Below are 14,879 nucleotides of genomic sequence, written 5' to 3' on the forward strand. Positions count from 1 at the left end.
GCCGCGTTCGGCGGCTCCGGCATCGACCCTTCGAACGCCTGGGGCTTTCCACCTGAAACGGGTGTCCATGATTCCCAGGCCGCGGTGCGGTCCAGAACCTCGCGTCGGGAAGTCCACGCCCCACACTGCTCGGTCGCTCTCGTCTCTGGCGTTCGAGCCTGTTGCACCAGGCTCTTAGTCGTCCTCGCCGAACCCGGCGCGGACGTTCTCATGCCCGCACGACGGACACTTGATGTAGGCAAGCGAGTTGCTTCCATCCTCATATGGCAGGTAGCTCACGCCACCAGACAACGACGACTGGCACATCTCGCAAGTGCCGCCTCCACTGCTTTTGCTCCGCTGCATGGAATCCACGAGCTGGCCGTCTTCCATGAAGAACACGCCGCCCTCGCAGTTCGGACATTCGAAGCGGCCCTCAGCCCATCCGCCCTTATCCGCGCCGATCAACGATGTGCTGCACCACGGACAGGTCTCAGCGGACCCACCACTGCTGCCGTTCGACAACTTGTCAAAGATGTCCATCGCTGTCTTCCCTCCTGCGGGCTACACGTCATGCTCCACACGGTTGTCCACCGCAGTGTCTTCACCCCGCCCTGCCGATCCACGATGAATACGTGGGCCGGTGCTTCGGATGGCTGCCGTTGCCCGTGCATAACGGGCGGCTGGTCATTGGGTCATCCTGCTGTGGTGTGGCCCAACCTACCGGCGTTTGGCTCTGGACCGTGTTGCGATCTTCCTGGCGCCCGAGGCGTTCATGCGCATTCGTGCGAACTCGATGCTCACATCGAAGCGCTGAGCGACCTCGTCATCGGCAAGGTTGTCGAACGCGGCCTTGATCGCGGCGGACTTGGGGATCAGGAGTTCCGCGGAGAGGTCGTGTGCCTCCTGCTCCTTCACCTTCATCGCCGGGTCCAGGCTGCGGCACCCGCCATCGCTGACCAGAACGCCAGTGAACTCGTGCTCAAGAAGGAGGTGCCCCATTTCGTGCGCGATGTTCGATCGGAGCCGCTGCGGTGTATGCGACGAGTTCACGAGGATGAAGCAGCCTGTCCCTGCCGGGACCAGGGCAGCGGACCACTTTCCTGCACCGGCGGAACTGAAGTACTCCAGCGCCGCCGGTGAGCAACCGTGAGCGGCGAGGTCGCTCAGGCCGTACACGCGGACACCCCACTCATCGGTCAGGCGCGTGAGGTCTAGGGGGTCGTGGAGGTCGACTTCGATCCGTCGACGCTCCTCGAGCGCCAGTTCTTCGAGCGCCTTTTTGGTCCACCGAGATCCCATGCTCACCCCACAGGGGAGTCGCGGTCGGAGGCGAACCGACGCATTGCCGCTCCGATCACTTCTTCCAGGTACCGCACGTCTTCTTCACCCAGGTCGCTGCGGGCGCGCAGGAGCGGGGCGAGTTGCACCAGCAGCTCCGGCTCGGCGGTGGGCTTGCCCTCGGCGTCGCCGCCCGAATCGATCATGAAGTTCTCGGCCGGCAGGGAGAGCCACTGCACGAGGGCGGCGAAGGCGTCCACGTCCGGTCGGTGGCCATTGGCTAGCCGGGTCATGGTTGAAGGGCTGACGCCCACCTCTCCTGCCAACTGTCGCCACGAGAGTCCTCTCGTGGTCCGCGCGGCATCGAGGGCCGCGTACAGAGCGGCCACGTTCACGCGGTTCCTGGCCATCGCCCTCCTCCTCTTGGTGTGGGGGTGTTGCCTCCTTTCTATCAGTGTTCGACATCTCAAACACCCCGTGCTAGCGTGATCGCGAGTGTTCGACATCTCAAACGATGCGAAGATCTCGAAACGCAGGCGTGCCCGCCTCTGACCAGGCGGCACCGGTACACCAGAAACGAGGAACGCGATGGACACCGCCATCGAGCCGACGGCCGGCCAGAACGAGCGCCGCCCCGTCCAGGTCACGGTCACCGTGAACAACCAGCCCGTGATCCTGCCCAGCCGTGAGCTCACTGGCCTGGAGATCAAGCAGGCAGCGATCGCCCAGGGCGTACCGATCGACACCGGCTTCCAGCTGTCGGTCAAGCGGGGGAACGGGCGCTACGAGGTCGTCGACGACGACGAGCAGATCCGGGTCCACCCGAACCAGGAGTTCCTGGCTGTGCCCCCGGACGACAACTCGTGAACACCCTCGCTTCGGCAATCACCGAAGCCGTCGAGGCCGTCCGGGCCCAGTTCACCGGTCACCCGGTCGAGGTGGTTCCGGACGGCACTGGTGGTGTGTTCGTCACCGTCGAAGACGTGTCGGTCGGCCCCTCCTACGCTCCGGCTGTCACCTGGCTCGGGTTCCAGATCAGCGCCGCCTACCCGGACGCCGACGTCTACCCCCACTACGTCGGGCCGCTTTCCCGTACGGACGGGCAGTCCCATGGACCGGCAGTCCAGTCGACGGGCTGGCGCGGCCAGCCCGCACTGCAGATCTCCCGCCGTTCCAACCGTCGAGACGCGATCGTCGACAGCGCGGCACTCAAGGCCGAAAGGATCCGCCGGTGGCTCGCCGACCAGTGAACCCGCCCGCCGAGGGATGGAGTCTGACCATCCCCCACCGCCTCTGGACGGAGCTGTCCGCGCATCTGTTCCCGTCCGGCGGTGGGGCCGTGCTGCTGGCCGGCCATGCCGAAGGGGCGCGGGGCCCGCGGCTGCTGGCCTATGACCTGATCACGGCCACCAATGACACCGACTACATCCCCGGCGAGTACGGCCACCGCGCTCTCGCCCCATCGTTTGTCCGGGATGCGGCAGTCCGTGCCCGTGACGAATCTGCGGCCTACCTTGCGGTCCATGCCCATGGGGGGCTGGATCGGGTTCGCTTCTCCTCCGTCGACACCGCGAGCCATGAGCGTGGGTATCCGGCCCTGCGGCAGATCACCGGACAGACGGTCGGTGGGCTCGTCCTTACCCCACACGCCGCTGCGGGGGACCTCTGGCTTGCCGACGGCAGCCGCACACCCTTGGCCGAGACCGTGATCCCGGGAGGCAATCTGCTGCGCCTCCGCCCCTGTCCGGCCACTGCAACACCCGCCGGGCCGGACCACGATCGGCAGGCCCGGCTCCTGGGCGACGTCGGGCAGGAGACGCTGAACCGGCTCCGAGTTGCGGTCGTCGGCCTGGGCGGTGTCGGCAGCATCCTCGTCGAAGAACTTGCCCGCCTGGGGGTCGGCACGCTCGTCCTCATCGACGACGACACCATCGAGGCCACCAACCTGCCTCGCCTCGTAGCTGCAGGAAAGGACGACATCGGCCTGCTCAAGACCGACCTCGCGGCCCGGAACGCGCAGCGCGCCAATCCCCGCATTCGTCTGATTCCCAAGGCCACACGCGTGGAGCACCCTGAGGCCCTCAAGGAGCTGGCGCTCTGCGACTGGATCTTCCTCGCCGCCGACAGCGCATCCGCCCGCCACTGGGTCAACGCCACCGTCCAGCAGTTCCTCATCCCAGCCGTCCAAGTAGGCGTCAAGATCCCCGTCGATTCCGCCGGCTACGTCGGCCAGATCCACACCGCCACCCGCATCATGCTCCCCGGCGACGGTTGCCTGTGGTGCAATCGGCTCATCGACTCCACTCAGCTCGCGATCGACATGCACCCCAAAGCCGAACGGGACGCCGCCCGCTACGTCCCGGGTGTCCCGGCGCCCAGCGTCATCACACTCAACACCCTCGCAGCTGCCGAGGCACTCAACCACTTCGTCCTGGCCGCCACCGGCCTGCATGATGACGACCACGATCATGCCGCCGTCATTCATCGCCCCCGTACTCGCCAGCGCGATCTGCAAGACCCCCGCCAGGACGCGAACTGTCGGTGGTGCACTCCGGCTGGCCGCCTCGGCCGTGGTGACAGCGGGAGCGTCGTGCAGACGGCCACCCTCTAACCAAATGTTCGTACGGGGGTCAGGGGCGTCCTGACCTGCGGCGCAGCGTTCGGTGCGGCCCCGCACGGACGGGCCCGCACGGACGCGAATGAGACCAGAACTGAGCCTAGGGAACCGCGGCCGATCAGGGACTGAGGTCTACGCTGAGGCAGTCGTTCGAGTCCACTGCCATCCCGGTCGGGGTGTAGGCGATGACACCGTGCTCGGTCCCGGCCAGTGCCCGCATCGCCGTGCAGCGTTGGCCGGCGTCGCCGCTGGTGTACTTGATCACTACTGAGTCCCTGCGGTCGGCTGGGTCTTCTTCATCAGGGTTGCCGGGCAGGATGTAGGCCGCCTCGACGTCCTGGACGCGCTTCACCCATGCGGGCACTCCGGCACCGTAGCTGGGGGACACACGTGGGGTGGGTGTGCCACCGGCCTGTGGTGTCGCCGCAGTCGTTGGCGAAACCGCTGAGGGGCTCCTCGGTGCTGGAGGTACCGCCGACACGTGCGGCGTCGCCGAAGCGGCCTCGTCCGGGTCGTTGCCACCGGAGTCAATAAGGAATGCCAAGGCGATGACGGCTATGAGTCCGGCACCGGCGAACAGGCCAGCCCGCGAGAGTGGTGGCCGCGCAGCAGCAGGTGGCGTCAGGGAGGTCAGTCTGTCCGGAGGGATGGATAGCTCGCTTCCGGTGCTGAGCATTTGTATCTCGACGTTGCCGTCGGCCGCGTGACCAGTGACATTGGCGCGGTTCCCCAGGTACAGGACGATCGAGCCGACTGGGAAGCTCTGTGGCGCAGAAGTCAAAGCGGGACCCTTCGGTTACAGGTGATGGCTGGCTTCAGTCACTGAGGCCGAGGATCTCCAGGTGACCCGCGAAGCTGTCGGCCAGGCTGGCGAGTACGGCCTTGCCCTTGTCTGCTGTCGCGTGCGATGGGAAGCCGATCACACCGGTCTCGGTGTACGCGCTTGTGCCCTGAACCAGCAGGAAGGGACGGCTGCCGCCGTCATGGTCGGCATCGGCGAACCCGTCCCGCACCAGTTCGGGCGCCGCGTGGAGAAGGATGGACGTCTCGATCTCGCCGCCGTGCATGTCGGCGTGGCGGTCGGAGACGAGGTCGCCGTGGTCGCGGGCTCGGTCCCAGTCAACTCCGAGGGGGAACAGGGAGACGGCGGGCCCGTCGACGTTGGCTTCCTGGACGACGTTGGACAGGACGTAGTTTCCGCCGTGGCCGTTGACGATCACCAGCTTGTGGATGCCGGAGCGGGCGAGGGACGCTCGGATGTCGTCGATCACGGCGTAGAGGGTTTTGGCGCTGATGCTGACGGTGCCGGGGAATGCGGCGTGCTCGTGGCTGCACGACATCGTGATCGGCGGCAGCAGGTGAACGCGGTAGGCATCGACTATCTCCTGGCTGATGATGCACGCGATGGCCGTGTCGGTGATCAGCGGGAGATGGCGGCCGTGCTGCTCGAAAGACCCGACGGGTAGGACCGCGACACGGGCTTGCTGTTCCTGGACGTCGGTGCTCGTGGCGGTCGGCAGCAAACTCACGACACTCCCTCTCATCGGGTTACAGGGCGGCGCTCCTCATGATCACCCTGATCTGGTCAGCGACTTCCGGACTGCTTCGGTCAGCAAAGCCGCGCGCGCATCGTCCGAGCCGCTGATGATGTGGTTCATGACGTAGCCGAAGGCGATGCCGTGTGCGGGGTCGGCGAAGCCGAGTGAGCCGCCGCGCCCGGTGTGACCGAAGGCATTCGGGCCGGTCATGAGGTTGCCCTCCGTGGGCAGCATGAATCCGGTGCTGAATCGGCTCGGGATCATCATGACCTGGTCCCTTCCGTTGGCCTGCTCCTGGATCGCCAAGGAGAGGCTCTCCTGGGCGAGCAGGCGCACGCCGTCGACCTTGTCGATCAGCGCGGCGTACATGCGGGCGAGTGCCCGTGCGGTGCCGATGCCGTTGGAGGACGGGAGTTCCGCGGCCTGCACCTCGGGGGAGTCGAAGTCGATCGCGGCCGGGTCGGTGACCGCGAACGCCCGGTTGCTGAAGGAGTTCGGGTCCCGCCAAGCGGCGACCTGTTCGCGGAGCTCCTCGGGGACCGACTCGGCCGGCACCGTCGTAAGGTCTACCGCCGGTCGCCGGTACACCATGCGGCTGACCCGGTCGCGCTCGCTCGCCGGCAGGCCGATGAAGAAGTCCAGTCCGAGCGGGCGCGCGATCTCGTCGGCGAAGAAGCGGCCTGGTGAGCGGCCGGAGGCCCGGCGGATCACTTCGCCGACCAGCCAGCCCCAGGTTCGGCCGTGGTACCCGTGTGCGGTGCCCGGAGTCCACTGGGGACGCTGCGCCGCCAGCGCTACTGCCATGGGCTCCCAGGACAGTGCCTCTGCCAGCGGCAGCGGTTGGTCCAGGGCGACCAGGCCGGCCTGGTGGGACAGGAGCCAGCGGACGGGGATGTCCGCCTTGCCGTTCGCCGCGAACTCCGGCCAGTACTTCGCCACCGGCGCGTCAAGGTCCAGCAGTCCGCGCTCGACCAGCATGTGCGCCGCGGTCGCGGTGGCTCCCTTGGTCGCCGAGTAGACCAGTTGCAGGGTGTCCCGTGTCCACGGACGGCCGGTCTTGGGGTCTGCGACGCCACCCCACAGGTCGACCACCGGCCGGCCGTGCCAGTAGACGCACACGGCCGCGCCGATGTCCCCGTGCTGGGTGAAGTTCTCCATGAACGCCTCGCGGACCGGCTCGAACCCGGGCGCTACCTCACCGTCGATCGTCGTCATGCCGCTCATCCTGGCATCTTGGCTGCCCGCTCTGGCAGGGCAAGTGAGCTGTGCTCAAAGGCGTTCGGCATCGATGCGTACGACGAGGGTGACGCGTTCGCCGCTCGTGATCGGCCGTACGCCGTGGATGTGGTCGCGGGTGGCCGGGAAGGCGACCAGGGTGCCGCAGGGCGGCTTGATCTCCTGGGCGGGGTTCTCGAAGAACAGCTCGCCGCCGCCGTAGGAGTCAGGGGTGTTGAGCCAGATCACGAGGGTGAGGTCGCCGCCGACGACGGGCTGTCCGTTGGTCCGGGCCCGCTCGCGTTCGATGTCGGTGACCTCGTCGTGGTGGGCTACGAAGCCGACGCCGGGGCCGTAGCGGTAGACGACCGCCGGCTGGGTGGGTATCCGTTGCGGGGCGATCTCGAAGTGGCCGCGCACGTGGGCGGCGCAGTGGGCGATGACCGCCTCCTCCAGGTGCGTCGGGATCTCGACGTACTCGCTCTTGCGCAGCGATTCGTCGATGACGCCCTGGTAGGTACGCGGGCGGGCGGTGTGGTTCTTCACGTGGTCCATCAGCGCTCCGCAGAGGCTGAGGGGGATCGCGCTCTCTACGACGAGCGGTAAGCGGCTCTTCCAAGTCATGAGGTGGGCTCCTTCCACCAACGGGTGCCTTCGGGCGAGTCCTCGAGGATCACGCCCTGCTGGGTGAGCTGGTCTCGGATCGCGTCGGCCTTGGCGAACTTCTTCGCCGCACGGAGCCGGTCGCGCTCCTTCACGAGTTCGTCGACGGCGGCGTCGCTCTGGGCGGGGCCGGTGATGTCGAAGGTGCCGAAGAGGTTGTTCACGTCCTCGATCAGCCGCATAGCGGCCGGGCCGGCCGGCTCCTCCATGCGGTTCTGCTCGCGGATGTACTGGAACAGGACGGCGAGGGCGCCGGGGGTGTCGAAGTCGTCGTCCAGGCGCTCACGCATCTCCTTCCAGGCATCGGCGGCGCGTGCGGCGTTCGCCTGGCTGTCCGTGTGCGCGGGGTCGATGGTCCGGGCGAAGTTCTCGATCCGGCGGCGTGCCCCTCGGGCCTGCTCCAGCGTGGAGTCGCTCAGCTCCATGGAGGAGCGGTAGTGCTGGGAGAGGAAAGCGTGCCGCAGCGTACGGAAGTCCGTCCGGGCGAGGGCGTCGCGGATGGTGAGGAAGTTGCCGGTGCTCTTCGACATCTTCTCGCCGTCGACACGCAGCAGACCGGTGTGCATCCAGTAGCGGGCCAGCGGCTCGATCCCGGAGGCGGCTTCCATCTGGGCCACCTCAGCCTCGTGGTGCGGGAAGATGAGGTCCACGGCCCCACCGTGCAGGTCGTACGAGGGTCCGAAGAACGTCTCCGTGATCGCGGTGTCCTCGATGTGCCACCCCGGCCGGCCCGGGCCAAGCACGGTCTCCCAGAACGGCTCGCCGTCCTTGCGGCCCTTCCACAGCGCGAAGTCGCCCGGGTTGCGCTTCTTCGAGTTGTCGTCGATCCGCGACACCGAGTCCTCGGGCCGCAGGTCGGTGCGGCCGGAGAGCTTGCCGTACGCGGGGAACGAGGCCAGGTCGAAGTACCAGCCGTCGTCGAGCTGGTAGGCGTGGCCTCGCTCGATCAGCCGCTTGATCTGGTCCACGATCCCGTCAATGTGGTCGTGGGCCCGCGCGTGGACGTCGACGCGAGTGTTCCCCAGCGCGGCCATGTCCTCCAGGTACTGCTTCTCGAAGAGCGCCGCGATCTCCTCCGGCGGGACGCCCTCCTCCGCCGACCGCCGGATGATCTTGTCATCGACGTCGGTGATGTTCTGGAGGTACGTGACCCTGTACCCGCTCACTTCCAGGTACCGGGCGATGAAGTCGAACTGCGTGTATGTCTTCGCGTGCCCGACGTGGCTCGGGCCGTAGACGGTGGGTCCGCACACGAACATCCGCACCTCGGCCTCCCGCTCGGGGCGGAACTCCTCCGACTGGTTGGTGAGCGTGTTGTGGACCTTGATCGACATCATGCCTCCTGTGTAAGCGGATCACGCAGCGTACTGAGCCCGGACATAAGCGTCTAACTGGAACCGCCGCGCCCGCCGAAGGGTACGAATCCCGGGGATGGCAGGGTGGCGAAAGCCGCTGCCTCGTCCCCGAGAAGGTGGTGGTTGGCCTGCTGGTAAGCCTTCCGCACGGTCGCGATCGCGCCGGTGCTCAGGTCCATCCCGGCGGACTGGCAGAACTCCCCCAGGGCTTCGCATCGCCGCTCCAGGTCGACCATCGACAGCGGGTTGCACTGCTGGGCCTCGATCAGCAGGTTCTCCTGCTCGCCGCTGATCAGGCCGAGCGCACCGAGGGAGTACAGCTTCCACTTCATGTTTGGCAGCAGCCGACCCGAGCGGGCGTACATCCAGTCCACGACCTCGTCCAGCGCCCCCGACAGGACGAAGTGGCCCGTGGGCACGCCGACCCGCCGAGCCATGCGCAGCGGGATCTCACGCACGTCCCAGGTGATCCGGTTGTACAGCCGGTGGGTCTCGCCCTCCAGCCGTTCCAGCTGCTCCCGCGTCTTATGGGAGATCAGCGTCTCGAAGGCGTTCTCGCGGTCGAACAGCGGCTCGCCCTTGTTCCCGTAGGCGTCGCACTTGTCGCTGTTCCACGTCGTGCGCGGGTCGGCCTCGTACTGGAAGAGGAGCTGATGGACGTTGACCTCCATGCGCCCCCAGGGCACGGGCAGGTGGAAGCTGAACTCCGGGACCCAGGCGGGGAGCCGGTCCCGGACCAGGGCGTACGTGTCCGCCGGCCGCGGCCTCCACTCGTCCTCCTTGATCGGGACGTCGAGGACGACGGCCAGGTCGAAGTCGGAGTCCGTGCTGAACCGCGTAACGTTGCGCGGCGCGACGGCCGAGGAGGAAAGGACGTAGAGCGCCTGGACCTCGGGCATCGTCTTGAGCGTCTTGAGTAGATCGCCGGCCGCAGCGCGGGCCTGCATTTTCAGGTTTTCCACGAGAACTCCTGGTCAGATGATCGGGCGATCCATCACGGAGCGGAGCGCGGGGACGAGCTCCAGCGCGACACCGCCGTGGGTGCGCTGGATGTGTGCGAGGGAAGGGCTGCTGTTGCCCTCGATGACCACGGGTCCGCTGGGCGTGAGTGCGATGTCCCAGCCGATGAAGGGCACCTGCGGGAACAGACGGGCACAACGCTCGGCCAGCTCTCGGACCTCCGTCATGCGGGAGATCCGGTGGTCGGCGAACGGCACCGAACTGACTCCGTGGCGGGTGTGGGCGTTCAGGTACCGGTCATAGCCGTGGCGGTCGAGTCGCCCGTCGGGGTGGACTCGGATCTGCATGCCGCCGACGGCCGAGTTGTCTGTCCTGCTGTCGATGCCGCCGAGCTTCAACATCACGTACCGGACCTCGGCGGCGCCGTCACGAAGCAGGGTGATCACGCGGAACGTGTTGAGGGCGTACGGGTTCAACACGTCCAGGTCGGGATGCTGTGGCACGTGCTGCTCCACGAGCCACGTACCCCACCGCTCCGCGTAGGCCGACAGGTCGAAGCCGTCCTCGCCAGGGCACACGATCACGACGCCGGATCCACCGCTGGAGTAGCGGGAGGGCTTGACCACCACGCGCCCGAAGCCGGAAGCGCGATCGAGGACGTCCGGCAGCGACACCGCCTCACCGTCGGACGTCACACCGACGCGGTGGTCGCCGCTCGCGATCAGTGTGGGCTGCGGGATGGCGGCCGCGGAGAGGATCTTCTTGCAGGACGCCTTGTCGTCCAGGTCGATCGTGTCCCGGTTCACGCGGGGAAGGAGCCGGTGGAACAGGGCCGTCTCCGGCAGGTACGAGCAGGCTCGTTCGGCGGACACCTCGCGCCGGTATCCGCCGTAGCGGAAGTAGTGGAAGGGCAGGCACTGCCACCGCTTGGTGACCTTCACCAGATCCCCCGCGATCCGGGCCATGCTCTTCCGGTCCTCATCGCGCAGCATCACGGGAAGGTGCTCGCTCCGCAGCTGCCGCACCTGGTAGGGGAGGAACCGCAATCCGGATACGCGGGGAAGAACCCGAGTGCGGAACCACTCCTCCGTCACGGCCTGGCGGTGGTTGAACCCGCGGTTCGCGGTACGTCTCATGGTGCTCCTCCCATTTCTCAGTAGTCCGGGCTTCCGGCGATGGCCAACGTGACGACGAGCGCGGTAACAGCGATTACGTAGGCCAGGACAGCGAGGCGCTGTCTCATCGGGCGGGCCCGATGTTGTCGGCGGCGGTCGACCAGCCGATGCCGTTCGCGGGCTGGATGTAGGCGATGCGGATGAGCCGGCCGCCGTGCCTCTCGTGGACGACTTCCGTTAGTTCCCCTTCGCCCCGGCTCGCGATGTCGCGGACCAGGTGGTGAAGGAGGGGGTGGTCCTCCCGGCCTTCGGAGTCGACCGGATTCACCGCTCGGACTCCTCACCGTCGCTCGCTCCGCGACGGAGGAATCTCGCCCAGCCGGATTCGGCGCGGGCACGGAGGACCGGGCTCGGACCGGTCGGCCGCTCGGGAACGGTGTGCTGGCGTCCGCTGGCGCCGGGCGCGCGTACGGGCAGAGGCTGGCTCATCACGATCTCCTCGGAGGTGGTGCAGCCCGTCACCCACGTGAGGGGCACCGATGACGGGCTGCGGTCCTGGGAGCCGTCCGGAGCGGGGCGGGGGAGCCGGTTGCCCGGGTGCTGAGCTCCGAACGGCGTGGGGCCCAGTGAACGGCCGTGGACCACGGGCCCGGAACGTTTCCCGGGGGTTTCTCCAACGAGAGAAACCCCCGTTCCTCACACGGGGAGTAACCTCCTGGCTACCGACCTGAGGGGAGAGGTGGGATGTCTGACCCGATGGCTCTGCACCCGCTGACCTACGTGCGAGAAGGCAAGGGCTGGGGCAAGGCCGAGTTAGCCCGGCTCATGTGCGAACGCGGGGGCGAGCTGGGCGTACTGCTGGCCACCAACCGGACGACGGTCTGGAAGTGGGAGCAGGGGCAGGAACCCGACGCGGACGCGCAGTTGGTGCTCGCCCACCTGCTGGGCGTTCCCGAGGACCACGTACGCTCGGCGGCCTGGCCCCGATGGCTACCGGCTTGGGAGTCAACGGCCTTGGTGGCCCCATGGACTCCGGCCGGTACCGTGAAGGTATTTGCCGATCTGGTCAGGAGCGGCCACATGGATCGCCGGGGGTTCCTCTCCATCACCGGTGCCGCGCTGACGGGTGTCGCGGCCAACTGGGCAGCCGCACCGGAGGCGTTCGCCTCGGCATTCGACGGCGACCGCGTCACCGACGCGATGGTGACCACCATCGAAGCGCGCGTGGACACCCTCCGCACGCTCGACGACCAGATGGGCGGCGCTCGCCTCCTGGACCAGGCCACCAGCGACCTCGCCCTGATCACCGGCCTCCTCGACCACGGGCGCTACACCGACGCCGTCGAACACCGTCTGTACGCCACGGCGGCCCGGGTGTCGTACCTCGCGGGATGGATGGCCTACGACAAGGGTCTTCGCTCCCTCGGCCAGCGCTACTACGTCGGCGCCCTCCGCAGCGCACACAGCGCGAAGGACGACGGCTTCGGCGCCTTCATCCTGGCCGAGATGGGCATCCACATCTCCGACTCAGGCGACACGGCCGCGCGCGTGAAGCTCATCGACACCGCCATCGACACCGCCATCGGCAACGCCCCGACGGCCCTCCCGCCGGCGGCGGCCTCCTACCTCTACCTCCATCAAGCCGAAGCCCTGTCCCGAGACACCCAGCACGAGGCGGCCGGCAAGTCGCTCAACCGGGCCTACGACCTGTGGGGCGCCCACCCCGAAGGCGACCGCCCCGACTGGCTGGGCTGGTACGGGGAAGCACAGCTCAAGTCCACCGAGGGCAAGATCATGCTCCGCTCCGGCTTCCCCGAGCGCGCCACCAGCGCCCTCGCGATCGCGGTGGACCAAGCGGTCCCGCGCGACCGTGCCGTACGCTCCGGCCGCCTGGCGACGGCCCGCCTGGCTGCCCGGGACCTGGACGGGGCCTTGGACGCCGCCAATCTCGGCCTGGAGCTGCTGGAGAACCGCGTCCGCTCCGACCGGGCATACGTCCGGCTGACGAAGTTCAGCGACTACCTGGAGCCGTACGTCGGGGTGCCGTCGGTCCTTGAGTTCCGCGACCGGCTTCAGGCTCTTCCGGCTGTCGCCTGACAGCGCTCCCGTGGCGCCCCCGGCGTCGGCGCAACAGCCGCTCTGTCCGGTCAGCGCCGTCGGGTTGAGTCGCTTGCTGTCTTGACTGCCGGCTGGGCGGCGGGTGCCGCAGGCGGTGTGCGCCTGTCGCCGCGGGTAGGCGGCTTGTGCGGAGCCTCGGGTGCGGCGGGCAGGTGGGCGCTGCGGCGTAGGCGCCAGACGAGGACATCGCTGATCGAGGTGGCGGTGTCGAGCTCGCGCCGTTGGGTGGCTTCGGCGAGCAAGGCGGCCGGGTCGTGTCCGGCCTTCTGTACGTCGGTGAGGGTGGCGGCCAGGGCGGGCCAGCCGGGCTCGGCCAGGATCCGTTCGGCCAGCTCCGGCAGCGCCTGGCGGACGAATGCAGCCTGTCGTTGCTGAACATGCAGGGCCATGCGCTGGCCTCGCTGCCGGAGGGCGCCCATGGGCTGGGTGGCGGCTGCCTGGTAGGCGGCGCGGAGATGTTCAGCGGCTTGCCTTGCGGCTGCCGCTTGTTGGGCGTGGTGCTTCTTGGCGTGCCAGTTCGCCGCGGTGATGGCGAGGAAGAACACCATCGACGGCTACCGCGTCGCGGTGAACCACCACCTCATCCCCGGCCTCGGCGCCCACCGCCTGGAGAAGCTCCAACCCGAGCACCTGGAGCGCTTCTACAAGAAGATGCAGGACTCGGGCAGCGCCGCCGGCACCGCCCACCAAGTCCACCGCACCGTCCGCACGGCCCTCAACGAGGCGGTCCGCCGCGCCCACCTCACCGTCAATCCGGCCACGATCGCCAAGGCCCCGCGCCTGGAAGAGGAAGAGGTCGAGCCGTACACGGTCGAGGAGGTCCAGCGCCTACTCGCCGAGGCCGCCAAGCACCGCAACGCTGCCCGCTGGGTCATCGCCCTGGCGCTCGGCCTTCGCCAGGGCGAGGTCCTGGGCATGCAGTGGCACGACGTGGACTTCGAGCTCGGCGTGATCCGCGTACGGCGTGGCCGGCTACGGCCCCGCTACAAGCACGGTTGCGGTGATCGCTGCGGTCGCAAGCCCGGCTTTTGCCCCCAGAAGATCAACACCCGGCGAGAGACCAAGAGCGCGAAGTCCCGCGCCGGTCAGAGGCCCATCGGCGCTCCGGACGAGCTGATGGAACTCCTCCGCCGCCACAAGGAGGCGCAGGCCCGTGAGCGAGCCCTCGCCCGCGACCTGTGGACCGAGAAGGGCTACGTCTTCACCTCGCCGGTCGGCGAGCCCTTGAACCCCAACACCGACTACCACAAGTGGAAGGAGCTACTGAAGGCTGCCGAGGTCCGAGACGGCCGCCTCCACGACGCCCGCCACACCGCGGCCACCGTCCTGCTGATCCTCGGCGTCCCGGACGCGGTCGTCGACGCCATCATGGGCTGGGAGCCAGGCAAGTCCGCGCGGATGCGGCGTCGCTACCAGCACCTCACCAGCCGGGTCCTGAAGGACACCGCGGACAAGATCGGCGGGCTCCTCTGGGGCAATGACTCGGCCCAGGCGGTCGGAGGCTCTTTGTCTGGCGCCAGCCAGAGCCCTGTCCCCGCTGAGCTGATGGTCCACGTCGCCCGCCTCGGCGAGCGGCGCGTGCCCTTCCTCCGGCGGGAGCATGCTGCCGAGGTCGTCGCCCAGTGGAGCGAGGACTGGCCGGACCGAACGGCCGAGGTCGAGGAGTGGGATCGTGGGCGCTGGGAGCGCAACGGCCCCGGTGGCGTACGGGCGGTCCGTGATCGGATGCCTGAGCGGACCGTGGTCTTCCACGCCCGTGCGCTGTTCCTCCCCAGCGGAGAGCGCGATTCGACAGCACTCCCCGAACAGTGGTCAGTGCCAGCCTGGGAGTTCGAAACCGATGCCTACACCAGCCGCTCGTCGGTCTGGCGCACGGCACGGCTCCCCGGTGCGGGCCAGGAGGTCGAGGCCAACGCGCGCGGTACGGACAAGGCGGCCGTGGAGACTGCCTTTGCCGAGGCATGTGCACAAGCTGTGGATCGCGCGCAGTGCCCCGGGAAGTACGGCGACACGGACGACTGGTGACCCATCCCTGGTC

The 14,879-nt window shown here is 68.1% G+C and carries 16 protein-coding genes and 1 pseudogene; 5 read left to right on the forward strand and 12 right to left on the reverse strand.

Annotation, left to right across the window (positions count from 1 at the left end):
* Positions 1–174: 174 nt before the first annotated feature.
* The 3 genes from AS857_RS24960 to AS857_RS24970 form a co-directional block, all read right to left on the reverse strand.
* On the reverse strand, positions 175–522 hold the full coding sequence (locus AS857_RS24960; protein ID WP_058045481.1) for a hypothetical protein: 348 nt from the start codon (positions 520–522) through the stop codon (positions 175–177).
* A 177-nt stretch (positions 523–699) separates the two neighbouring features.
* On the reverse strand, positions 700–1,281 hold the full coding sequence (locus AS857_RS24965; RefSeq protein WP_058045482.1) for an ImmA/IrrE family metallo-endopeptidase: 582 nt from the start codon (positions 1,279–1,281) through the stop codon (positions 700–702).
* 2 nt (positions 1,282–1,283) lie between these two features.
* Positions 1,284–1,670 carry a helix-turn-helix domain-containing protein gene (locus AS857_RS24970; RefSeq protein WP_058045483.1) on the reverse strand — a complete coding sequence of 129 codons (387 nt, stop codon included), beginning with the start codon at positions 1,668–1,670 and terminating at the stop codon, positions 1,284–1,286.
* Between the two features lie 178 nt (positions 1,671–1,848).
* Here AS857_RS24970 and AS857_RS24975 point away from each other — a divergent pair, with 178 nt between their 5' ends.
* The 3 genes from AS857_RS24975 to AS857_RS24985 are packed head-to-tail and all read left to right on the forward strand — an operon-like array spanning position 1,849 to position 3,871.
* On the forward strand, positions 1,849–2,127 hold the full coding sequence (locus tag AS857_RS24975) for a multiubiquitin domain-containing protein (RefSeq protein ID WP_058045484.1): 279 nt from the start codon (positions 1,849–1,851) through the stop codon (positions 2,125–2,127).
* A complete protein-coding gene (locus AS857_RS24980) occupies positions 2,124–2,510 on the forward strand; it encodes a hypothetical protein (RefSeq protein WP_058045485.1) in 387 nt (128 codons plus the stop codon). Before AS857_RS24975 ends, AS857_RS24980 begins: the two co-directional genes overlap by 4 nt.
* Complete coding sequence (locus tag AS857_RS24985) at positions 2,492–3,871, forward strand: ThiF family adenylyltransferase (protein ID WP_063804355.1); 1,380 nt, start codon at positions 2,492–2,494, stop codon at positions 3,869–3,871. Before AS857_RS24980 ends, AS857_RS24985 begins: the two co-directional genes overlap by 19 nt.
* A gap of 124 nt (positions 3,872–3,995) precedes the next feature.
* Here the strand turns inward: AS857_RS24985 and AS857_RS24990 are convergent, their stop codons facing one another.
* From AS857_RS24990 to AS857_RS25025, 8 genes are all read right to left on the reverse strand, one after another.
* Positions 3,996–4,229 (reverse strand): hypothetical protein, encoded by a 234-nt coding sequence (locus AS857_RS24990; protein ID WP_058045487.1) that lies wholly within the window; start codon positions 4,227–4,229, stop codon positions 3,996–3,998.
* 463 nt (positions 4,230–4,692) lie between these two features.
* Positions 4,693–5,406, reverse strand: a complete 714-nt coding sequence (locus tag AS857_RS24995) for a creatininase family protein (RefSeq protein ID WP_058045488.1) — start codon at positions 5,404–5,406, stop codon at positions 4,693–4,695.
* Positions 5,407–5,448: 42 nt separating this feature from the next.
* On the reverse strand, positions 5,449–6,630 hold the full coding sequence (locus tag AS857_RS25000; RefSeq protein WP_058045489.1) for a serine hydrolase domain-containing protein: 1,182 nt from the start codon (positions 6,628–6,630) through the stop codon (positions 5,449–5,451).
* A gap of 54 nt (positions 6,631–6,684) precedes the next feature.
* Positions 6,685–7,254, reverse strand: coding sequence for a 2OG-Fe(II) oxygenase (locus AS857_RS25005; protein WP_079110605.1), 570 nt, complete (start codon positions 7,252–7,254; stop codon positions 6,685–6,687).
* Positions 7,251–8,630, reverse strand: a complete 1,380-nt coding sequence (gene cysS / locus AS857_RS25010; protein ID WP_216824013.1) for a cysteine--tRNA ligase — start codon at positions 8,628–8,630, stop codon at positions 7,251–7,253. Before cysS ends, AS857_RS25005 begins: the two co-directional genes overlap by 4 nt.
* Positions 8,631–8,680: 50 nt before the next feature.
* A complete protein-coding gene (locus AS857_RS25015; RefSeq protein ID WP_144440890.1) occupies positions 8,681–9,610 on the reverse strand; it encodes a hypothetical protein in 930 nt (309 codons plus the stop codon).
* 12 nt (positions 9,611–9,622) lie between these two features.
* Positions 9,623–10,744, reverse strand: coding sequence for a sugar-transfer associated ATP-grasp domain-containing protein (locus AS857_RS25020; RefSeq protein WP_058045493.1), 1,122 nt, complete (start codon positions 10,742–10,744; stop codon positions 9,623–9,625).
* 103 nt (positions 10,745–10,847) lie between these two features.
* Positions 10,848–11,051: a hypothetical protein gene (locus AS857_RS25025; RefSeq protein ID WP_058045494.1), complete on the reverse strand. Its 204-nt coding sequence runs from the start codon at positions 11,049–11,051 to the stop codon at positions 10,848–10,850.
* A gap of 416 nt (positions 11,052–11,467) precedes the next feature.
* Between AS857_RS25025 and AS857_RS25035 the strand changes: the two genes are divergently transcribed.
* Positions 11,468–12,820 carry an NsdA family TPR-like regulatory protein gene (locus AS857_RS25035; protein WP_058045496.1) on the forward strand — a complete coding sequence of 451 codons (1,353 nt, stop codon included), beginning with the start codon at positions 11,468–11,470 and terminating at the stop codon, positions 12,818–12,820.
* A 50-nt stretch (positions 12,821–12,870) separates the two neighbouring features.
* Here the strand turns inward: AS857_RS25035 and AS857_RS25040 are convergent.
* Positions 12,871–13,389: pseudogene (locus AS857_RS25040) on the reverse strand (mobilization protein); the annotation flags it as partial.
* On the opposite strand from AS857_RS25040, the gene AS857_RS25045 reads away from it, so the two are divergent.
* On the forward strand, positions 13,370–14,866 hold the full coding sequence (locus AS857_RS25045) for a tyrosine-type recombinase/integrase (RefSeq protein ID WP_079110606.1): 1,497 nt from the start codon (positions 13,370–13,372) through the stop codon (positions 14,864–14,866). The pseudogene AS857_RS25040 and the gene AS857_RS25045 overlap by 20 nt on opposite strands.
* The last annotated feature ends 13 nt before the right edge of the window (positions 14,867–14,879 follow it).

Origin of the sequence: Streptomyces roseifaciens (assembly GCF_001445655.1) — a bacterium.
Classification (GTDB): Bacteria; Actinomycetota; Actinomycetes; order Streptomycetales; family Streptomycetaceae; genus Streptomyces; species Streptomyces aureoversilis.